This is a genomic window from Gallibacter sp. Marseille-QA0791 (genome assembly GCF_965119705.1).
In the GTDB taxonomy this organism is placed as follows: domain Bacteria; phylum Bacillota; class Clostridia; order Peptostreptococcales; family Anaerovoracaceae; genus Lentihominibacter; species Lentihominibacter excrementipullorum.
On record NZ_CBCPMH010000001.1, the window covers coordinates 198377 to 220413 of the forward strand.

Below are 22037 nucleotides of genomic sequence, written 5' to 3' on the forward strand. Positions count from 1 at the left end.
TCTTTGGCAACAATAATAAGTAAGGAAGAGGTCTTGTCAATACGTTTTGCTCCCCTTATGTGTGAAACATGCAAGCCTCTTCCTTATCCTATGTATTCCTTGAAACTGTGGTAGAAAAACAGTATAATATACTGACTGAGAATTAAAGTGTACGGAGGAATAAAGTGGCAAAATTTCTGGTCCAAAAGAGTGAGCCGCTGACTGGTGAAGTGACCATAAGCGGTGCCAAGAACGCCGTGCTTCCTATCATGGCGGCGACACTTTTAACGGAGGAAAAATGTGAGATAAAGGATGTTCCGGCTCTCAGAGATGTGGACGTCATGTGTCAGCTTCTCGAGAGCCTTGGTGCGTCTGTGGACAAAAGGCTGGATGAAAATGTAGTTGAGATCAAAGCAGAAGGCGATATAGCGTTCGAAGCTCCTTTTGACCTGGTGAAGATGATGAGAGCGTCTATCCTCGTGCTGGGCGCGCTGTTGTTGAGAACCGGCAGGGCTGTGATACACCTTCCGGGCGGATGCGCCATAGGAAAGCGTCCTGTGGAGCTTCATCTGAAAGGATTGAAGGCGCTGGGCGTCAATGTGGACGAAGAACAGCTGAAGCGTGGTATCATTGATGCCAGAGCCGACAGCCTCAGAGGAACGACCATATACCTGGATTTTCCCAGTGTAGGCGCGACAGAAGTGATCATAATGGCCGCAGCGCTGGCTGACGGAACGACGATCCTGGAAAATGCGGCCCAGGAGCCTGAAATAGTGGATCTGGCCAATTTTCTCAACAAAATGGGAGCCAGGATAAAAGGCGCAGGGACTGACACTATCAAGGTGGATGGAGTGACATCGCTGAAAGGTGTGTCCCACAACGTGATACCTGACAGGATAGAAGCGGGGACATTCATGGTGGGAGCTGCGATGACGAGAGGAAACGTATTGATAAAGAATGTAGTTCCTGATCATCTGAAAGCTGTCATCGCTAAATTGAAAGAATGCGGAGCCAGCGTGGAAATGGGAGAAGACGGCATAAGAGTCAGGGGCGACGAGGCGGAGATAACATCGACTGATATCAAGACCCTTCCGTATCCGGGATTCCCTACCGATATGCAGTCGCCGTTCATGGCGCTGCTCACGGTGGCAAAGGGACCCAGCGTCGTGATAGAGACCGTATTCGAGAACAGATTCATGCATGTGGGCGAGTTCAATCGTATGGGCGCTAATATCAAGGTGAATGGAAACTGTTCCATCATACCGGGAGGAAAGAGTCTGAAAGGAGCGCAGGTGGTGGCTACGGATCTCAGAGCCGGAGCTGCGGTGGTGCTTACCGGTCTGGTGGCGGAAGGGACTACGGAAGTCTCTCAGATATATCATGTGGACAGAGGATATGAGAAATTCGTTGAAAAGCTCCGGGCATTGGGAGCCAACATAATGCGGGTGGAGGAGTGACAGGACGAGAGATCCGGAAAACGAAATAAATGTGTGCGGCAGGCATATCGCGGAGGGATAACGACGCGATATGCTTTTTTGTAAGTGAAACTTCCGTGCTTCGCACAGGAGTTTTTTTCGGAGAATATATTCCTGGTATGTGGCAATAATAAATATGACCATTAATGGATATGACTATCGATCGCATCAAGGAGGAAAACGGAATGACGGATCTTAAGGGAAGCAAGACTTATGAGAACCTGTTGATAGCTTTTGCAGGGGAGTCACAGGCAAGGAACAAATATACTTTTTTTGCGTCCAAGGCCAGGGAAGAAGGGTATATGCAGATTGCCAGCATATTTGAGGACACGGCAGCCAACGAAAAGGAACATGCTGAGCTGTGGTTCAAGCACCTCGGAGGGATAGGAACGACGGAGGAAAACCTTCTTTCGGCAGCGGAAGGAGAGCATTATGAATGGAGCGAGATGTATGCTGACATGGCAAAGGTCGCCAGAGAGGAAGGCTTTTCGGAAATAGCCAGACAGATGGAAGGTGTGGCGGCCATAGAAAAGAGCCATGAAGATCGATACCTGAAGCTGAGAGGTAACGTGATAGACGGAAAGGTGTTCCAAAGGAATGAGGAAGTCACCTGGATATGCGGCAATTGCGGACATAAGCTGACGGGCAGGGAAGCGCCGGAAATATGCCCGGTATGCTTCCATCAGAAAGGATATTTTCAGCTGGAGGCGAAAAACTACTAAAATTGTAAAGTTCTCCGTAAAAACATATTGACAAATGGGCGACCAGGTGGTAAGTTATACCTAACAAGGTTAGCAAGTGTTAACTAACTGATGGCTGACCTTGCCCTATCAAAGTAACTGAAGGAGAACGGCATGAACGTAAACGATGCTAACATCGGAGAAACATATATCGTGGAAGATATCCAGACGGATGACGAGGATCTCAAGGCATTTCTCTTTTCGCTGGGATGCTACAGCGGTGAGCCGATAACGGTCATCGCGTGTCGCAAAGGAGGCTGCACGGTATCGATAAAGGATGGGCGGTACAATATCGACAAGGGGATAGCGGCCGCTGTTCAGATAAGAAAATAGTGATATCCATCACTATTTTTTTGGGCGAGGGTTAGCGTAGATTAACCATATCGACTTCTCAATGATTTACTAATATACAGAGAGGAAATAGGAGGACTTTTTATGAGAATTGCTTTTGCCGGCAATCCCAACAGCGGAAAGACTACCATGTACAATGCGCTGACGGGTGAGAATGAAAGGGTCGGTAACTGGGCCGGGGTTACCATAGGCAAAAAGGAAAGCCCGATCAAGAAGGAGTTTTACGATTTCACGGAAGACCTGATCGCGGTGGACCTGCCGGGAGCTTACTCCATGTCTCCGTTTACACCGGAGGAGAGTATAACCAGCGGGTATGTACGGGATGAGAACCCGGACGTCATAGTCAACATTGTAGATGCCACGAATCTGAGTCGAAGCCTGTTCTTCACCACTCAGCTCCTGGAGCTGGGCGTCCCAGTCGTTGTAGCGCTCAATAAGAGCGATATAAACGAGAAGATGAACACCAGGATAGATACGGAGATGCTGTCAAAGAAGCTCAATTGCCCTATCATCAAGACGGTGTCCACGTCGTCCAGCAAGACAGGACTCAAGGAAGTGGTAAATGCAGCTGTGGAGCTTGCCGGGAACGGCCAGAAGGCACCATATCTGCAGGCGGACATCAATCTGCACGATAAAAATGCGGTAGAAGCTGAGGACAGAAAGCGATTCGATTTCGTGAACAAGATCGTCAGGGAGGTTGAGACACGTCAGGTACTGACTAAGGAAAGGAACAGTCAGGATACGATAGATGCTATCCTCACTAACAAGGTATCGGGCATTATCATATTCGCCGCGGTGATGATAGCGGTGTTCTGGATATCCCAGTCATGGCTGGGGCCGTTGATCGCCGACTGGCTGGTAGGCTGGATAGAGATGTTCCAGGGCTGGGTAGCAGCACAGCTTGAAAACGCAGCTCCTATACTCCAGGCCATACTGGCGGACGGTATAGTAGGCGGTGTTGGCGCCGTAGTAGGATTCCTGCCATTGGTAATGGTGATGTATTTCCTGATAGCTATACTGGAAGACTGCGGATACATGGCTCGTGTCAGCGTCGTGATGGATCCTATATTCAAGAGAGTTGGTCTTTCCGGCAAAGCTATAATACCTATCATAATAGGGACCGGCTGCGGCATACCGGGAATCATGGCGTGCCGTACGATACGCGACGAAAGGGAGAGAAGAGCCAGCACGATGCTGACCACTTTCATTCCTTGCGGAGCGAAGATACCGGTAATAGCTCTCTTCGCGGGAGCATTCTTCAGCGGCTCCACATGGGTGAGCGTCAGCATGTATTTCTCGGGTATCGTGCTGATATTCCTGGGAGCGCTGGTAATAAAGTGGATAACGGGATACAAGTACAGAAAATCCTTCTTCATCATGGAGCTTCCTACATATAAGGCTCCAAGCATAAAGAGAGCTGCCTACTCGATGATGGAAAGAGCGAAGGCATACATAAAGAAGGCTGCCACCATCATTCTGGTGTGCAACTGCGTGGTACAGCTGATGCAGACTTTCAACTGGCAATTCCAGCCTGTTGCCGAGAATGCAGCTGACACATCGATACTGGCGTCCATATCGTCGCCTTTCGCTGTGCTGCTGATACCTCTCGGATTCGGGACATGGCAGCTGGCTGCGGCGGCTATCACAGGATTCATAGCCAAGGAGAACGTAGTAGGTACGCTGGCGGTAGTTTACTCTATCACCAACTTCATCGATACAGATGAACTGGCACTGACGGGAGGAGCCAACGAGGTGGCGCTGGCCATGGGACTTACCACCGTATCGGCGCTGGCTTACCTGATGTTCAACCTGTTCACACCGCCTTGCTTCGCAGCTCTGGGAGCTATGAACTCGGAGATGAAGAGCGCCAGGTGGCTGTGGGGAGCTATAGGATTCCAGTTCTGCACAGGATATACGGTAGCGTTCCTGGTATATCAGGTTGGTACTCTGGTTACCGCGGGTCACCTGGGAACGGGCTTCATACCTGGCCTGATAGCTGTCCTGGTAATGGTAGCCGCAGTGATCGCGATAGGGCGAAGAGCAAACAGGAACTTTGAGAGAGAATATTCGCTTCATGGAAAAGGAGGCGTATCCGCATGATGGTCAATATCATTGTCGGAGCTATAATAGTAGCTATACTGGCAGCGGCTGTCACTCACATAGTGAGAGCCAAGAAAAGAGGTGTGAAGTGTATCGGATGCCCGGACTCGGGTTGCTGCTCAGCCAACGCGTCGGGTAAGGATAAGGATACAGGGTGCGGCTGCGGCTGCCATGGAGAGTGATGTGTGATATACGGATGGAGCCGGCCTCGTCGGGAAAACCGACGGGCCGGCTTGCTTTTTCGTTGCAGCATATGAACGCCGGGCCTGTAACCTTTGAGCGAGGCAGGTCACTCCTTTTCTACGGATCGTACAGTCTGATATGCCAAAAAGCAGATATTCAGAAGGCGTTATAGGCATAAATGGACGATTTTTTTTTGCACCGAGGATGATATGCTCATAAGTGTTCTATCATGGTTGTAAATTGGCATATTTTTATGGAAAGAAGGCGTTGGAATGCCAAAAGACCTGTGAATGTTGCGGGGATTTATTATATCGACTGGTGTAATGAGTGATGGGAGGCGGGTAATATGCCAAAGATGCGTTATGACAGCAGTGCTTTAGGCATATTTCAAATTTGCCGGGAGGCGGCCGGGGCAAGCCTTCAGTAGACCTCGGTTCCGCTGTAGTAGTGGGACAGTATCTCTTTATAGTCGTATCCTTTTTCCGCCATCCCGTCGGCTCCGTACTGGCTCATGCCGACACCGTGGCCGGAGCCGTTGGATGTGAATGTTACGGTATCGCCGGAGATGTTCACGGTGAAATTGGCGGAGGGCAGATCCAGTGCTTCACGTATCTGTCTTCCTGTCAGAGTCGCATTACCTATTTGTATCTCTTTTACCCTGTCGCCGGAGCTGCGGTCGAGTATCTTTATTGAGGATGGGGCGATGGCGCCGAAGCTCACGTCTGGATAAGCGGACATGAGGGCGGAAGCCAGCTGGTCTGTGGTGAAGGAGTGGGATTCGTTCTGGTGGGTAGCATCCTTTTCGTAAGGGCTGTCTACACTGACGAGATATGGAACGGCTGATGCGAATACGTCTTCAGAGTTTTCTGTTTTGCCTCCGCTGGAGGAATGGAACAGAGCCTGTTCCACCAACTGGCCTCTGTAGTAGAGCAGCTGTCCTTCAGTGTCGTTTACAGCCCGACATATCTTTTTCCATCCGTCATTCATCCATTGGTCTCCTTTCAGCTGAGCCAGCTCTGTCTCGCTTCGATAGACCTGACAGTGAGTAGAGTCGCATAAGGGTGCTCCCGGATGAGCCTGAGGATTTCCGCTCTCCTGGGCCCTGAGGACTCGTGCCAGCGAATAGGTGCGCGCCGCTACCGCCTGTGCTTTGAGTGCTTCCAGGTGAAATTCGGATGGCATTTCTCCGGAAACAACCCCTTTTATGTAATCTTCGAAATCTATTTGTTCTGTTTTGCCAGAATCCGTCCTGTAGACATCTATAGTCTCCGGCACCTCTGCCAGCTGGAAGTCGGCCTGAGGTATCAGAGTCTTTTTTGGCATATCCTCGTGGTGTGGAAGCTTCGTCAGGAAATATGGAGTGATGATGAGAAGAATGCATGCGGATATTATAGTCAGCAGGACAGGTACCAGAAAAGGAACGGCAAGTACATGCCTTATGGAACCCGACAGCTTCTTCAGGTGTTTTTTGAGCTTTCTGTTGTTTCTGTTTATGAACTTCATGTTGCAGTCTCCTAAAATATATTTGTACAAGTTTATGTCAAAAATTTCATGACTATGACTCAATATAGTGTATAATAGTAAGGCAACGGGAGAACAGTTATGAGAGTGATAAGTAAACAGAGAAACAGCAGGATGTGCATAATGTGCGGGCTCGACAATGAGTATGGTGTCAGGGCTCCCTTTTACAATATGGAGGATGGGAGTGTAGCTACACTGTTCTCATACAGATGCCAGCATCAGAGCTATCCCGGACGCGTACATGGAGGCCTTATCACTGCCATGCTCGATGAGATGGGGCTTCGGGCGCTGTGGGCGAAGGAGCTGTCGGAAGAATCATTTGGCGTGACGTTTTCCATAGACACCAAGTACAGGAAGCCTGTACCTTACGGTTGCAGGCTGGCGGGCAGGGGCAGAATCGTCAGAGATACAAGGAGGTATTTCATTACCGAAGCCTGTATCATGGACATGGCCGGAGATGTTCTCGCCAGCGGAACGGTGAAGTACCTCAGGCTGGATGTGGATCAGATAGCGGAAGGCGCCGAGACCCATGAGGAGCTGTGTTATCTGGATGAGGATGGCGTGAGGGAAATATCTTTTGACGGACGTATATACATAACGAGGTGAAGAAAATGGAAAAGATATTGTTTGTGAATGCTTGTGTGAGACCTGAATCGCGGACGGCGGGACTGGCCAGATATTTGCTTGAAAAGATGGAGGGGCAGGTAACAGAACTGAAGCTGGGGGATGAGGATATCAGAACTCTGGATCTGGAAAGCCTCAACAGGAGGAATGATCTGATAGAGAAGAAGGAGTTCTCAGACGATATGTTCAGATACGCGAGACAATTCGGGACTGCCGATACAGTGGTGATAGCGGCTCCTTATTGGGATATGTCTTTTCCCGCGATGGTCAAAGCATACGTGGAGGCAATAATGGTACAGGGCTTGACTTTCCATTATACGGAGGAAGGGATCCCTCAAGGTTTGACTAATATAAAGAAGGTGATATATGTCACTACTGCCGGAGGACCTATAGGCGATTACAATATGGGATTTGATTATATAAAAGCGTTGTTCGGCACTTTCTATAACGTTACTGATGTGACCTGCCATAAGGCGGAGATGCTGGACGTGATAGGGATGGACGTGGAATCCATACTGCAGGAGACCAGAGACGAGATCGATGAGGTCTATGGAGAAAAACGATGAGAAACGTGGATGTCAGTCTGATAAGGGACAAGATAGCCCAGCTTTGTATCGAGGCCAATCACTATTTGGATGGAGATCTCAAGACGTGCCTGTCGAAGAAACTTGAAGAGGAAACGTGGCCTGTGGCCAAAGATGTGCTGACAAGTATAGAGAAGAACATAGCCATAGCGGAGGAGGGCGTTTTTCCGCTGTGTCAGGATACGGGGATGGCGTGTGTGTTCCTTGAGATAGGGCAGGACGTCCATCTTACGGGAGGTTCGCTGAGGGAGGCTGTCGATGAAGGTGTGCGCCGGGGATACGGTGACGGATTCCTGAGGAAATCCATAGTGGCCGATCCGTTGAGGCGAGTGAACACCGGGGACAATACCCCTGCATATATCAACACGGAGATCGTCGACGGAGACAGGATAAAGATCATCGTTGCCCCGAAGGGATTCGGGTCGGAGAATATGAGCAGGATAAAGATGCTGCCTCCGTCGGCAGGAGAGGAAGGCGTGAAGGATTTTGTCGTGGAGACATGCGAGATGGCAGGCGCTAATCCATGTCCGCCCATAGTCGTTGGAGTTGGCATAGGCGGAACCTTCGACAAGGCGGCGCTGATGGCGAAGAAAGCGCTGTTGATACCAGTCGGCAGGGAAAACAGCGACGAATATTATGGACGGATGGAGCAGGAGCTGCTGAAGCGGATAAATGGGCTGGGAATAGGTCCTCAGGGATTCGGAGGCAGGACAACGGCACTTTCGGTTAAGATAATATCGGCTCCGACACATATAGCAGGACTGCCTGTGGCCGTCAACATAAACTGCCATGTCAGCCGCCACATGGAAGCGGTACTGTAGCAGAGAGGAGAGTCTATGGAATACAGACTGACAGAGCCTTTTACAAAGGATAAGCTGAAGGATTACAGAGCCGGGGACAGAGTGCTGATAACGGGAACGGTATACACGGCAAGAGACGCGGCGCATAAAAGGATAACGGAGATGCTGATGAGGGGAGAAAATCCCCCGTTTGAAATAGAAAATTCCATCGTGTATTATGTGGGGCCGACACCTGCGAAACCGGGAATGGCCATAGGCTCAGCAGGTCCAACTACCAGTTACAGGATGGATGCTTATGCGCCGAAACTTTTGGACCTGGGGCAGCTGGCAATGATAGGGAAGGGACAGCGATCGGATGAGGTACGCGATGCTGTGGTCAGGAACGGAGCTGTATACTTTGCGGCCATAGGAGGCGCGGCGGCACTGATGGCAAAGCAGATAAAGAGCGCGGAGGTGATAGCCTTTGACGATCTGGGAGCAGAAGCCGTGAGAAAGCTGTTTGTGGAAGAGTTTCCTGTCACGGTGGTGCTGGACAGCAGGGGAGGAGACCTCTATGCGGAAGGCAGAGCAGAATATTTGAAATCCGTCGCCAAATAGTGTATTATTAATGGAGCTGCGCAGCGGGACGGCAGTAAGCTGCCTTCAGCGCGGTGAAACGATATTCGAAAGGAAATGTGTGAGATGGGAATAGGAACAAAATGCGTACAGGATGGATATCGCCCGGGAAACGGGGAACCCAGACAGGTACCGATAGTACAGAGTACGACTTTTAAATACGATACGAGCGAATACATGGGCAGGCTGTTCGACCTGGAGGAAGCAGGGTATTTTTATACGAGACTCCAGAATCCGACCAATGACCACGTGGCGGCAAAGATAGCTTCTCTGGAGGGAGGAAGCGCGGCAATGCTGACATCGTCGGGACAGGCGGCCAATTTTTACGCCGTATTCAATATAGCGTCATGCGGCGATCATGTAGTGGCTTCGTCGGCTCTCTACGGCGGTACATATAATCTGTTCGCTGTGACTATGAAGCGGATGGGGATAGAATTCACATTTGTTTCTCCTCATGCCAGTGAAGACGAGTTGGAAGCGGCATTCAGGCCAAATACCAAGGCGGTGTTCGGGGAGACGGTAGCCAATCCGGCTCTGGTGGTGCTTGATATCGAAAAGTTCGCTGATGTGGCTCACAGACACGGAGTCCCGCTCATCATCGACAATACATTTGCGACACCTGTCCACTGCAGGCCTTTTGAGTTTGGCGCCGACATCGTGACCCATTCCACGACTAAGTATATGGATGGTCACGGAGCCGGGGTAGGAGGATGTATCGTGGATTCGGGAAAGTTCGACTGGACAAAGTATCCTGAAAGGTTTCCTGGATTGTGCGAGCCTGACGAGAGTTATCACGGCATCACATATACGGAGAAATTCGGTCTGGGTGGAGCGTTTATTACCAAGGCGACGGCACAGTTGATGAGGGATTTTGGATCCATACAGTCGCCGCAGAACGCGTTTTATCTCAACCTGGGATTGGAAAGTCTCCATGTCAGGATGAAAAGACACGCCGAGAATGGTCTGGCGGTAGCAAGATATCTTAGAGATCACGAAAAGATAGCCTGGGTCAAATACTGTGGCCTGGAGGGGGATGAAGACTATCAGTTGGCACAGAAGTATCTGCCTGACGGTTCGTGCGGTGTCGTCAGCTTCGGAGTCAAAGGCGGGCGAAAAGCGGCCGAGGCATTTATGTGCAGATTGAAGATAGCGGCTATCGAGACTCATGTGGCTGATGCCAGATCATGTTGTCTTCATCCGGCCAGCTCTACTCATCGCCAGATGAACGATCAGGAACTGGCAGCTGCAGGAGTTGCTCCTGATCTGGTGCGATTCTCATGCGGACTGGAAGATGCTGAGGATCTGATAGCTGACATAGCTCAGGCATTGAAATAGATAAACATGAAAGAAGGATACAGAATTATGCCCTTGATAATACCAAATGAGCTGCCGGCGGCGGAAGCCCTGCAGAGCGAGAATATATTCACCATGAACAGAGGCCGGGCTGTCACACAGGATATAAGGCCTCTTAAGATAGTTATCGTCAACCTGATGCCGACGAAGATCGCGACGGAGACTCAGCTGGCCAGAGCCCTTTCCAATACGTCGCTGCAGGTGGAAATGACACTGGTCACTATGGATTCCCACGAGTCCACACACATATCTCAGGAACACCTGGATTCTTTTTACAAGACCATAGACGAGATAAAGGACGAATACTTCGACGGGATGATCCTTACAGGCGCTCCGGTAGAGCAGATGCCTTACGAGGAAGTAGACTATTGGAACGAGCTGTGCGAGATATTTGAGTTCGCCAAGACTCACGTGTACAGCAACATGTTCATATGTTGGGGAGCCCAGGCCAGTCTCTATTACCATTACGGGATAGATAAACATTTGTTGGAAAAAAAGGTCTTCGGTGTTTTTGAACACAAGGTGGTAAGACCTCATAATCCGCTGGTGAGGGGGTTTGACGAGACGTTCTACGCTCCTCATTCCAGGCATACGGAGGTGCTCAGATCCGATATAGAAGCCTGCGACAAGCTGCGGATACTGGCTGATTCTCCTGAAGTAGGACCACACATCATATCTACGGAAAACGGACGGCAGATATTCGTCCTGGGACATCAGGAGTATGACAAAGGTACCCTGGCGGGAGAATATTTCAGAGACGTGAAGAAGGGACTGGATATACAGGTTCCGAAGAACTACTTCAAGGACGATGACCCGGAGGGGGAGATCATGTTCAGATGGCGCGCCCACGCCAGCCTGCTGTTCTCCAACTGGCTCAATTATTATGTCTATCAGAATACTCCTTACGACTTGGAAGAACTGAAGAAGCATCATCAGGACTGAATACGGGAGTTAGGATATTTATATGTATGAGAATCGAGGAGGAGATATCATGATCGATCAACGCCTGCTGAGACATCTTTCCAAGAAGTATCCCAATATAAAGGCTGCGACGGAAGAAATAGTCAACCTGAGCGCTATATTGGCCCTTCCGAAAGGAACGGAATACTTTCTCAGCGATCTTCACGGAGAGCACGAAGCTTTCATACACATGCTCAAGAGCGCGTCGGGCGTCATAAGGTCGAAGATCGAGGAATTCTTCGGCCCGGAACTCACCAGAGATGAACGGGATGAGCTGGCTGCCCTCATTTACAACGCTGAAGCGGAGATAAAAAGGCGTAAGAGGAGTGGGGAAGATTTTGAAAAATGGTGTAAGGTGTCCATATTCAGGCTGGTGGTGATATGCAAGTCGGTGACCAACAAGTACACCAGGTCAAAGGTCAGAAAGCGCCTTCCTAAGGAGTACGCCTATATCATAGACGAGCTGCTCCACAACTCCGATGATGAGAACAAGGGAAATTACTACGGACAGATAATAGCCACCATCGTGGAGTGCGGCATAGCCGAGGATTTTATCATTGCCTTCACAGATGTCATAAGCTCCCTGGCTGTAGACAAGCTCCACATCATAGGCGATATATGGGATAGAGGAGCGCATCCTGACGCCATCATGGACTTTCTCATGGGTCATCACGACGTGGATTTCCAGTGGGGAAACCATGACATCGTATGGATGGGCGCCGCTACCGGAAACTGGGCGTGCATCACCAATGTGCTGAGAATGAACATAAGTTACAATAATTTCGACATGCTGGAAATAGGCTATGGTATCAACCTCAGGCCGTTGGCTGTCATGGCGGAAAAGGTATACGGAGATGACCCTTGTCAGTATTTCATGCCTAAGAGGCTGGACGAGAATAAGTTCGACCCTATCGACGACAGACTGGCGGCTAAGATGAACAAAGCCATATCGATATGTCAGTTCAAGGTGGAAGGACAGCGGATAATGGCTCATCCGGAATATGGTCTGGAAAACAGGCTGCTGCTGGACAAGATAGACTTCGAGAAGGGGACGGTCCGACTCAGAGACGGAGAATTCCCGCTGAGAGACACTAATTTCCCTACGATAGATCCGGAAAACCCTTACGAGCTCACAGAAGATGAAAGAAACATGCTCAACGCCCTTGAAGCATCGTTTTTGCAGAGTGAAAAGCTGCAGGCACATATAAGATTCATATACAGCCACGGAGCTCTTTATACTATATGCAACGGCAATCTCATGTATCACGGGTGTATCCCGATGGATGAGGAAGGCAATTTCGAAAAGTGTACGGTCAACGGCATTACCGCGTCGGGGAAGGAATATATGGATTATTTGGATTCTCAGGTAAGAAAAGCTTATTTCGAGCCTGACGAATCAGAAGAGACGGGCAGGTCGGGAGATCTGATGTGGTATCTGTGGCTCAGCAGCAAGTCGCCTCTTTTCGGAAAGGATCAGATGACCACTTTCGAGCGATGTTTCGTGGCTGATAAGGCAACTCACAAAGAGCATACAGTTCCTTATTATAAATTGATAAACCGCAAGGAGATATGCGAGAAAATATTGCTCGAGTTCGGTCTGGACCCCAAGGATTCCATAATACTCAACGGGCACGTTCCTGTTAAGATAAAGGACGGAGAGAGCCCTGTCAAAGGAGAAGGGAAGCTCATCGTCATCGACGGAGGCATGTCAAAAGCTTATCAAAAACAGACGGGTATCGCAGGATACACGTTCATATTCAACTCCAGGTTCATGGCGCTGGCGGAGCACAAGCCTTACAGCCCGCTGAAAAAGGACGGTACACAGGAATTCCACACTCCTGTCATCAGAACGGTGAAGACGCTGGAAAAGAGGATGCTGATAAAGGATACCGACATCGGCGAGGAGCTGCAAAAGGAGGCGGATGAGCTTAAAGCACTGGTCAGAGCTTACAGAACGGGGCGTCTGAAAGAAATGTAAATATTCACGCATTTTTAACAAAGGAATAAAGTTGTTGTAGCTGAAGTACAAATAAAGGGAATGCTTGTAAATGGCGTAAATGTGGGGATTTAGCTAAAAAACAACTTGAAATACCCATGAAAAAATGGTTTAATGGGTATGTAGATTGTTACAAACATAACGACTTGCTGAGGCGCCAAACCACGGCAAGGTTATATTAAAAACGTTATTAGTAATTAAGGAGGCATGTACATGAACTTTCAACTGACGAAGGAGCAAGAATTCGTAAGAAAAATGGTAAGAGAGTTTGCCGAAACCGAAGTTGAACCTTTGGCAGCAGATATCGACAAGGAACACAGATTCCCTGTTGAGACTGTGGAAAAAATGGCAAAATACGGTCTTTTAGGAGTACCATTCCCGACCGAGTACGGCGGGGCAGGTGGAGACCATATCTCATATGCCATCACCGTTGAGGAACTTTCAAGAGTCTGTGCGTCGACAGGCGTTATCTGCTCGGCACATACTTCCCTCTGCTGCTGGCCTATTTTCAACTGGGGTAATGAAGAGCAGAAGAGAAAGTATCTCCCTGATCTGCTTTCAGGAAAGAAGCTGGGAGCGTTCGGTCTGACCGAGCCAAATGCAGGAACCGACGCGTCGGGACAGCAGACGAGAGCTGAGGATATGGGCGATCACTGGCTCATCAACGGATCGAAGGTGTTCATCACCAACGGCGGATATGCCGATGTATTCGTAGTAATGGCCATGACTGACAAATCAAAAGGAAATCACGGAATAAGCGCTTTCATCGTTGAAAAGGGAGATGAAGGCTTCTCCATAGGTAAGACTGAAGATAAGATGGGTATCTGCGCATCTTCAACTACAGAGCTGGTATTCCAGAACTGCAAGATTCCTAAGGACAGACTTCTGGCGGATATAGGACAGGGATTCAAGGTTGCCATGTCCACGCTGGACGGAGGACGTATCGGTATCGCGTCTCAGGCTCTCGGTATCGCTCAGGGCGCTCTCGATGTAACGGTTGAATACATGAAGGCCAGAAAGCAGTTCGGCATGAAGCTTTCCCAGATGGAAGCTCTGAGATTCACTGTAGCTGAGCTCGCTACACAGATCGAGGCCGCAAGACTTCTTGTTTACAAGGCTGCCAACATGAAGGATAAGCACCTTGCATACGGCCCTAACGCTGCTATGGCTAAGCTGTTTGCGGCAGAGACTGCAATGCACGTTACTACCAAGTGCGTACAGCTCCACGGCGGATACGGCTACACTAAGGATTATCCGGTAGAGAGAATGATGAGAGATGCCAAGATCACTGAGATCTACGAAGGTACTTCGGAAGTTCAGAAGATGGTTATCGCTGCATCGGTTCTCGGTAAATAGGAATTAAGGAGGAGAATATAACATGGCATTTAATATTATCGTATGTGCAAAACAGGTTCCTGATACGAATGTTATAAAGATCAACCCTAAGACTGGAACTCTGATCAGAGACGGAGTACCAAGTATCCTGAACCACGATGACGCTAACGCTTTGGAAGAAGCATTGATGATAAAGGATAAGTTCGATGATGTTCACATAACGGTCATCACGATGGGACCTCCACAGGCCAGCGATCTGCTGTTTGAGTGTATCGCCAAGGGCGCTGATGAAGGTATCCTGGTTTCCGACAGAGCAGTAGGCGGATCCGACACATGGGCCACTTCCAACACGCTGGAAGCAGCGGTAAGAAAGTGGGTAAAGGAAAACGGAGATTACGACCTTATCTTCACCGGAAGACAGGCTATCGACGGAGACACCGCTCAGGTAGGACCGCAGCTGGCTGAGAAGCTGGGACTCCCTCAGGTTTCTTATGTAGAAGAGTTTGAGATCTCCGATGACAGAAAGTCCGTAACAGTGAAGAGACAGCTGGAGGACGGATATGAGCTGATCGAAGTGCAGCTGCCTTGCCTCCTCACGACCATCAAGGAGCTCAATACTCCTAGATACATGAAGATCGCGGGAATCTACGGCGACAAGGATATCAAGACCTGGAACGCTAGAGATATCGAAGTAGACCTCACTAAGGTAGGTCTTGAAGCTTCTCCTACTAACGTATTCAGATCATTTACGCCTGCTCCGAAAGAACCAGGAATCAAGATCAAGGGAGATTCGGAGAAAGAACTTGCTAAGAATTTACTTATCAACCTTAAGGGTAAGCACGTGATCTAAGTTAAGGAGGAGGAAATATAAATGGCTATTAATATCATAAAAGAAAAATGTATCGGTTGCGGACAATGCTTCAGCGTATGTCCGGCAGATGCGTTTGAGTTCGAACCGTATGACGGTAATAAACTTGGAAAAGTCGCTAAGATCAATGCCAAGTGTACATTCTGTAATCAGTGCCTGACAGCTTGTAAGTTCGGCGCTATCGAAGAAAAGAAGATCGAAGTCCAGGCTGACCTGGGAGATTACAAGCACGTATGGGTATATGCAGAGCAGAGAAACGGCAAGCTGATGAACGTTGCTCTGGAGCTGATCGGTGAAGGCTACAGACTGGCAAAGGAAATCAGCGATGATACTGAAGTTTGCGCAGTTCTCATCGGTGCTGAAGAAGACATCGCGCCTCTGGCCAACGAGTGCTTCGAATACGGTGCTGAGAAGGTTTACAAGATCGCCAGCCCGCTGCTGAAGAACTATACTACGGACGGCTATACTTTCGCAATGAAAGAGGCTATCGATCAGTATAAGCCGGAAATCATCCTGTACGGCGCTACTCACATCGGAAGAGACTTCGCCCCAAGGATCGCAGCAAGATGCAACACTGGTCTGACTGCTGACTGTACGAGACTGGACGTAAGAGTATCAAGCTACATAGATTACGCAAAGAAGAATACTACTCTCGATACTTCTACGCTGGACCCTAACGATACATCCACAGGGATCAAGCAGACTCGACCTGCTTTCGGCGGAAACCTGATGGCTACCATCATCTGCCCAAGAACGAGACCGCAGATGTCCACAGTAAGACCTGGCGTTATGCAGAAGAGAGAGCCTGTTAAGGGCGCTACCGGCGAGATCGTGGAAGTGAAGACTGCTGTAAGCGCAGATGATATCCATATCACGCTGAAGGACGTCGTTAAGTCCGCTAAGGAACTGGTATCCCTTACTGACGCCGACATCATCTGCTCCGGCGGAAGAGGACTGGGAGACGCTTCCGGTTTCGAACTGATCAAGAAGTTCGCTGACAAGGTAGGCGGAGTCGTAGGTTCATCCAGAGCGGCTGTAGACGCTGGCTGGATCGATCATTCCCACCAGGTTGGACAGACAGGTACTACCGTTAAGCCTAAGATCTACTTCGCTTGCGGTATCTCCGGTGCTATCCAGCATCTGGCAGGAATGCAGACATCCGACATCATCGTTGCCATCAACAAGGATCCGGATGCCCCTATCTTCGAAGTTGCTGACTATGGTATCGTAGGAGACCTCTACAAGGTAATTCCTGAGATCATCGATGAGTGGGACAACGCTGAAGAGCTTTACGACGCATCGACTAAATAAGATAAGATCATGCAGATCAAAAGGGTTGGCTGAATACGGCCGACCCTTTTTTATATGATGAACATGCTGTCAGTCTGTGGTGAAAGTCCACAAAGGACGTAGTTGCCGACGAACCGGAAAGCGATTCTCAAGGTTCATATCGCGAGGTATGGGCGAGAAGAAAGGATAATAAAATCGTAGCCTGACGATGAAGGCCTGACGAACTTATACCCTAAAAGGCACAGGTCCCGAGAGATCTCATGAGCGACGATAGGGGAATGCATACAGTGACGAAATGGATTGAGAGAAAGCTGGGGTTAAAAGTAAACGCCGAAAAGACTAAGGTCACGAAGCCAAGCAGGCTCAAATACCTTGGATTCGGATTTTGGAAAGATAAGGACGAGTGAAAGGCAAGACCTCTGAGAACGCGCATGAGAATCGTCATCTGGAAGCAATGGAAGAAAGGCAGCAAGAGGTACTGGGGACTCCGAAAGCTTGGATGCCTGAATGGATGGTGAAACAGTCGGTAGGCTTTGGAGACCACTATCAGGCGGTCGTTAAAACAACAGGACTGCATTACATAAGCAAAGAAATCGTCGTAAGGCGAGGACTTCTCATATGTCTGTGGAACGGCCCAGATGCCAAAAATGACTAATATAAACGGATAATAGGCATAAATCGAGGGTTCGCGGCTTCTTGCCAAGGACTGATATGCCAATAAGTGATTGAAACAGATATGGAATTGGCATAGAAGCAGTTGTTATCTGCTTGAAAGTTGCCAAGAAAGCCGGAAAAATATAGAGGATATGGCATATTGACACGGCCTGAAGCTGCGGTATGGTATGTTTTATGCCTATTGCCGGGGAAAAATGCCGATATTAGGCATTTCGTTTTGCGATGGAACGAAGAGCTATTACTGCGTTGACAGCGATGCCGGAGCTATGAAGGATCTGGTGGAAATGCTGACTCACGCCAAGGAAATCATGGAATGCCTTCCGGAAAGAAGCGTTGAAGACTGGGAGCAGGATGGTCGGAATGGAAAAGACCGGGACAGAGATGAGAAAAAGGAGAATTTTCACTGGGCCTGAGGCTCGGGAAGGTAAGGCTCGATCTTTTTCCACGGCAGACCTACCACGTTGTCGTAGTCGCCGTCGATGTGATCGATATATTTGGAGAAAGTCCCCTGGATGGCATAGCCGCCGGCTTTGTCGTAGGGTTCGTCAGTTTTGACGTATGAGCGGAGCTCGCTGTCGCTGTAATCTTTAAAATAGACGGAAGTCACTTCGTGCAGACATTTCTTTGAGATGATGATATCGCCGGATTTTTCCAGCAGGCAGACGCCGGTGATGACGCGGTGACTTCTGTTCTTCATTTTCTTCAGGGTCTCGAAGGCTTCTTTCTGGCTCGAAGGCTTTCCCGTTATGCGGCCGTCGAAGACTACTACCGTGTCAGCGGCGATGATGAGACAGTCCGCGGGCTGTCCGCAGATCGCGGGATCCATGCTCATAGCTGTGTGAAAGGCTTTTTTTAACGCAAGATACATCGTAGATGATTCAGGTTTCATGGCGAAGGGGAGTGCTTCGTCGATATGGGCCGGGACGACACGAGGCTGGAATCCGTGGTTTATGAACATTTCTATGCGGCGCGGTGATGATGACGCCAATATTATCTCTTTCATGGTCTTTACCTCCGAAATAGATGATAGATCCATTATAGCATATCCGATAGAAGGAGTTACTGCGTATTTCATCCAAAACCATACTGTCGTTTTCTCAAGCTCCGATCCTGCGTACAGATCTTTATGATGGCGCAGACGGTTTCTAAAAATATTTTCTATCTATTTCCTTAAACATGGCAAAATGGTATAATTATCGTAACTTAAATGTTACAGTGTAGCTTTAAAGATACACATGTAAGAACCGTTGAAATCTAAGGGATTTCAAGGAAATTGGGTGAATGTAGCCTCAAGAATACACTTTAGCGATATAAAAATATACTGAAATTACAGGTAAATGGCTAATTTTCAAGCTTTTTTGAAAATTTTCGAAATGGCACACAATTTGCATTAGAATAGTGTATCAATCGTTATTGTCATTGTATCGAAAGGAGTGTGTTATGGAAGGAACATATGGAATGCTAAGTTTACTTCCGGTAATCGTGGTCATCGTAACGGCGATAATCACGAAGAGGGCGGTAGAACCGCTCATCCTGGGAACTCTGGTAGGCTATTTTATAATAGCGAAGGAAGGCTTCGTAGTCGCCTATCTGGATTCCCTGTATACTGAGCTTGGAGAATCGGCGTACTACGTGGTTATCTTCGGACTGTTCGGTATATTCATCAGAATGCTGGATGACTCCAACGCTGTATCAGGTTTCACGAAATTGGGATTGAAATTCGCCAAGACGAAGAAACGGGCAGGATTTCTCTCCTGGGTAATGGGACTCGTATTCTTTCTTGATAATTACTTCAGTGAACTGGCAGCGGGCGTATCTAACAGGGACATTGCCGACAAGAACAGGATGTCCAGAGAAATGTACGCTTTTTCAGTTAACAGTGTAGCATGTGCTATACCGGTACTGGTTCCGCTTTCTCTGTGGGGCGTATTCATGAGTGGACAGGTGGAGATGACTCTCGGACTCAATGCCGGAGAAGGTCTCGGTGAGATCGTAAGGGCTCTGCCGTTCGTATTGTTCGCATGGGTATTGCTGATATTCGTACTGCTGTATCAGTTCAGGATCATAAAGCCGTTCGGTAAGATGAAGGCTGCAGAGCTGAGAGCGGAACAGACGGGACAGGTGCTTCCTCCTGATCTGGCTGTGGAGCATGAAGAAGAAAGCGCTGAAGAGAAGCCTCCTACGAGCATCTGGAACTTCCTGATCCCGATGGTTGCTATCATCGCCGTGACTTTCGTCACTCAGGAACTGATGTACGGACTGCTGGTCGGGATCGCTCTTTGCTACATCCTCTACATACCGCAGAAGCTGGTGAAAGCTACTCAGGCCTTCGATAATATCTTCAGAGGATTTGAGGATATGTTCGTGGTAACGGCTATCGTTATCAGTGCTTTTGTTCTTCAGAACTGCAACGACGAGCTGGGACTGGCACCTTACGTTGTAAACAGCGTAGTTGATATTATCAATGGAGCTACTCTCCCTGTTATCGCATTCGTGATCATGCTGATACTGGGATTCGTAACAGGAAGCTTCTGGGGAATGGCAGCAGTATGCTTCCCTATCATGCTTCCGTTGGCAGAAGCTCTCGATGCTAACATGTACCTGACCATAGGCGCGGTAATAGCCGGTGCGGCTGCCGGAAGCGCTACATGCTTCTTCGGTGATTCCGTTACACTGGCATGCAAGATATCACAGATCAGGAACAATGACTTCCTCAAGACTGGCTTACCGATGGTAGTGCCGCCTATCATAGCCACGATGATACTGTATATCATATTCGGATTGGTATTATAGAAGCAGATCTGCTAAGAAGCTGGCGAGGGGGAAGATATGGATAAGATGGATTGCGAAAAGCTTGAACGGTATTTCAATCAGATCCCGGGGCTGATGATGATAGACATGGAAGGAACTGTGTTCTATATCAACGATCAGTGCCTGAAGTATTTCCAGGCAAAGAAAGAGGAGTTTCTGGGAAAACATGTAAAAGATGTTTTCCCGGAGACCAAGATGATGGAAGGCCTCGAGAAAGACGAACCATCCATTGTATTCTACAATTCATTCCTGGGGATAGGGATATCCATGCACGTCCCTCTGTATGAAGACGGGAAGAAAGTGGGGCTGGCTGAATACGACATGGTCCAGCATTCGGAACGGTTGTACGATTTTTCCGACAGCTACAAGGAATTCCTCGATCAGGAGCTGAAGCAGCTGGCTGGCGAGCTGATGACATCGGAAGGGACCAAGTACACTATAAACAGCCTCGTGGGAACGTCTGACAAAATGAAGGAGCTGAAGGAAAAGATAATCTCGACCGCTAAGACTTCTTCAACGGTGATAATAACCGGCGAGACGGGTACCGGAAAGGAGCTGGTAGCCCATGCTATACATAATCTCAGCAGTCGGAGAAAGGAGAGATTCATCAAGGTAAACGCCTCTTCGTTCCCGGAAAGTCTCATAGAATCGGAGCTGTTCGGATACGAAGGCGGGTCGTTCACAGGAGCCAACAGGGAAGGAAAGAAAGGCAAATTCGAGCTGGCGGATAAGGGGACGCTCTTCATAGACGAGATAAACCAGATGCCGCTGTCAGTGCAGCCTAAGCTCCTGAGAGTGCTCCAGGAAAAAGAAATCGACAGGATCGGCGGAGATGAGCCGATCCCTGTCGATGTCAGGATAATCGTCGCGTCCAACGAGAATCTGGAAAAGCTGGTGGAGGAAGGAAAATTCAGACAGGATCTGTATTACAGGCTCAATGTGATAGGATTGTACATACCTCCGCTCAGAGACAGGATAGAAGACCTGGAAGGGATAGCAGGTTCCATAATAGATGAACTGAATGCTCAGCTGGGCAAATCCGTCAACGGGATAGATAAGGGCGCGCTGGAAATGCTGAAGCAGAAGAGATGGCAGGGGAATGTGCGGGAGCTGAGAAACAGCATAGAACGGGCGATGAATTTCGCGACCGGAAACATAATTCACAGCGAAGATTTTCAATGGGGCTGGAATGGAAGGCCTCTGAATATAAAAATGCCTGATCTGTCAGAAACGAAGGGCGACAGGCTCATAGACAGGGCCAGGGATGAAGCTGAGCGGGAAGTTATCGTCAAAGTGCTGGAGCACTTTGACAACAACAAGAGCAAAGCTGCCGAATATCTCAATATAGCCCGGCCGTCCCTGTATAAGAAGATGAAAAGATTGGGCATCGATTAGAACACCGGAGGTGAATTTATGAAGCTAACATTAAAGGAGCAGGAACGCTTGATCATGTTCAACGTGGCAGAAGTGTCCAGAAGAAGATGGAAACGAGGGATCAAGCTTAATTATATCGAAGCCATGTCCATCATATGCGATGAGGTGCTGGAGAGAGCCAGGGAAGGAAAGAGTACGATATCAGACCTCATTGAAGTGGGTTCGAAGATAATTACCGAGGAAGACGTCATGGAGGGAACTCCGGCACTTGTACCTATAATACAGCTGGAGGTAATGCTCCCGGACGGAAACAAGCTGGTATCGATACAGGATCCTATAAGACTTGAAACACGGGAAGAAGCGGTTCCGATGTCAGAGCTGATAACGATGAATTATTAAGGAG

General features: G+C 48.9%; 22 protein-coding genes. 20 read left to right on the top strand and 2 right to left on the bottom strand.

Going from position 1 to position 22037, the window contains the following annotated elements; translation table 11 throughout:
- The first annotated feature begins 164 nt into the window (after positions 1-164).
- The 5 genes from murA to ACQY69_RS01025 all read left to right on the top strand — a co-directional run bounded on the left by murA (position 165) and on the right by ACQY69_RS01025 (position 4827).
- Positions 165-1436, top strand: coding sequence for a UDP-N-acetylglucosamine 1-carboxyvinyltransferase (gene murA / locus ACQY69_RS01005; RefSeq protein ID WP_428257867.1), 1272 nt, complete (start codon positions 165-167; stop codon positions 1434-1436).
- Positions 1437-1639: 203 nt separating this feature from the next.
- Positions 1640-2176 (top strand): rubrerythrin, encoded by a 537-nt coding sequence (rbr, locus tag ACQY69_RS01010; RefSeq protein WP_428257869.1) that lies wholly within the window; start codon positions 1640-1642, stop codon positions 2174-2176.
- A gap of 132 nt (positions 2177-2308) precedes the next feature.
- Positions 2309-2527 (top strand): FeoA family protein, encoded by a 219-nt coding sequence (locus ACQY69_RS01015; protein ID WP_428257870.1) that lies wholly within the window; start codon positions 2309-2311, stop codon positions 2525-2527.
- Between the two features lie 102 nt (positions 2528-2629).
- A complete protein-coding gene (gene feoB, locus ACQY69_RS01020) occupies positions 2630-4645 on the top strand; it encodes a ferrous iron transport protein B (RefSeq protein WP_428257872.1) in 2016 nt (671 codons plus the stop codon).
- Entirely contained in the window at positions 4642-4827 is a 186-nt protein-coding gene (locus ACQY69_RS01025) for a FeoB-associated Cys-rich membrane protein (protein ID WP_428257874.1), read from the top strand. Before feoB ends, ACQY69_RS01025 begins: the two co-directional genes overlap by 4 nt.
- A 421-nt stretch (positions 4828-5248) precedes the next feature.
- On the opposite strand, the gene spoIID is transcribed toward ACQY69_RS01025, so the two are convergent.
- Positions 5249-6331 (bottom strand): stage II sporulation protein D, encoded by a 1083-nt coding sequence (spoIID, locus tag ACQY69_RS01030; protein ID WP_428257876.1) that lies wholly within the window; start codon positions 6329-6331, stop codon positions 5249-5251.
- 99 nt (positions 6332-6430) lie between these two features.
- Here spoIID and ACQY69_RS01035 point away from each other — a divergent pair, with 99 nt between their 5' ends.
- The 12 genes from ACQY69_RS01035 (at position 6431) to ACQY69_RS01090 (ending at position 17862) form a co-directional block, all read left to right on the top strand.
- Positions 6431-6955 carry a PaaI family thioesterase gene (locus tag ACQY69_RS01035; protein WP_428257878.1) on the top strand — a complete coding sequence of 175 codons (525 nt, stop codon included), beginning with the start codon at positions 6431-6433 and terminating at the stop codon, positions 6953-6955.
- A 5-nt stretch (positions 6956-6960) separates the two neighbouring features.
- Positions 6961-7539 (top strand): NAD(P)H-dependent oxidoreductase, encoded by a 579-nt coding sequence (locus ACQY69_RS01040; RefSeq protein WP_428257880.1) that lies wholly within the window; start codon positions 6961-6963, stop codon positions 7537-7539.
- Positions 7536-8378 (top strand): fumarate hydratase, encoded by an 843-nt coding sequence (locus ACQY69_RS01045; protein WP_428257882.1) that lies wholly within the window; start codon positions 7536-7538, stop codon positions 8376-8378. The genes ACQY69_RS01040 and ACQY69_RS01045 overlap by 4 nt, the downstream gene beginning before the upstream one ends.
- Before the next feature lie 15 nt (positions 8379-8393).
- Complete coding sequence (locus ACQY69_RS01050) at positions 8394-8954, top strand: Fe-S-containing hydro-lyase (protein WP_428257883.1); 561 nt, start codon at positions 8394-8396, stop codon at positions 8952-8954.
- Between the two features lie 75 nt (positions 8955-9029).
- Positions 9030-10307: an O-acetylhomoserine aminocarboxypropyltransferase/cysteine synthase family protein gene (locus tag ACQY69_RS01055; RefSeq protein WP_428257885.1), complete on the top strand. Its 1278-nt coding sequence runs from the start codon at positions 9030-9032 to the stop codon at positions 10305-10307.
- A gap of 27 nt (positions 10308-10334) precedes the next feature.
- Entirely contained in the window at positions 10335-11267 is a 933-nt protein-coding gene (gene metA / locus ACQY69_RS01060; RefSeq protein WP_428257887.1) for a homoserine O-acetyltransferase MetA, read from the top strand.
- Positions 11268-11316: 49 nt separating this feature from the next.
- Positions 11317-13263, top strand: coding sequence for a fructose-1,6-bisphosphatase (locus tag ACQY69_RS01065; RefSeq protein ID WP_428257889.1), 1947 nt, complete (start codon positions 11317-11319; stop codon positions 13261-13263).
- 231 nt (positions 13264-13494) lie between these two features.
- Complete coding sequence (locus ACQY69_RS01070) at positions 13495-14637, top strand: acyl-CoA dehydrogenase (RefSeq protein ID WP_428257891.1); 1143 nt, start codon at positions 13495-13497, stop codon at positions 14635-14637.
- Positions 14638-14659: 22 nt separating this feature from the next.
- Entirely contained in the window at positions 14660-15466 is an 807-nt protein-coding gene (locus tag ACQY69_RS01075) for an electron transfer flavoprotein subunit beta (protein ID WP_428257892.1), read from the top strand.
- Positions 15467-15487: 21 nt separating this feature from the next.
- Entirely contained in the window at positions 15488-16795 is a 1308-nt protein-coding gene (locus tag ACQY69_RS01080) for an FAD-binding protein (protein ID WP_428257894.1), read from the top strand.
- 382 nt (positions 16796-17177) lie between these two features.
- The gene (locus tag ACQY69_RS01085) at positions 17178-17429 is read left to right on the top strand and encodes a hypothetical protein (protein ID WP_428257895.1); all 252 of its coding nucleotides are present in this window, start codon (positions 17178-17180) and stop codon (positions 17427-17429) included.
- A 214-nt stretch (positions 17430-17643) separates the two neighbouring features.
- The gene (locus tag ACQY69_RS01090) at positions 17644-17862 is read left to right on the top strand and encodes a hypothetical protein (RefSeq protein WP_428257897.1); all 219 of its coding nucleotides are present in this window, start codon (positions 17644-17646) and stop codon (positions 17860-17862) included.
- Here the strand turns inward: ACQY69_RS01090 and ACQY69_RS01095 are convergent.
- On the bottom strand, positions 17850-18452 hold the full coding sequence (locus tag ACQY69_RS01095) for a Maf family protein (protein ID WP_428257899.1): 603 nt from the start codon (positions 18450-18452) through the stop codon (positions 17850-17852). The two genes, ACQY69_RS01090 and ACQY69_RS01095, sit on opposite strands and share 13 nt — an antisense overlap.
- 437 nt (positions 18453-18889) lie before the next feature.
- On the opposite strand from ACQY69_RS01095, the gene ACQY69_RS01100 reads away from it, so the two are divergent.
- The 3 genes from ACQY69_RS01100 to ureA are packed head-to-tail and all read left to right on the top strand — an operon-like array spanning position 18890 to position 22033.
- Complete coding sequence (locus ACQY69_RS01100; RefSeq protein WP_428257900.1) at positions 18890-20242, top strand: SLC13 family permease; 1353 nt, start codon at positions 18890-18892, stop codon at positions 20240-20242.
- Positions 20243-20278: 36 nt separating this feature from the next.
- The gene (locus tag ACQY69_RS01105) at positions 20279-21655 is read left to right on the top strand and encodes a sigma-54 interaction domain-containing protein (protein WP_428257902.1); all 1377 of its coding nucleotides are present in this window, start codon (positions 20279-20281) and stop codon (positions 21653-21655) included.
- Between the two features lie 18 nt (positions 21656-21673).
- Complete coding sequence (gene ureA, locus ACQY69_RS01110; RefSeq protein ID WP_428257903.1) at positions 21674-22033, top strand: urease subunit gamma; 360 nt, start codon at positions 21674-21676, stop codon at positions 22031-22033.
- Positions 22034-22037: the final 4 nt, after the last annotated feature.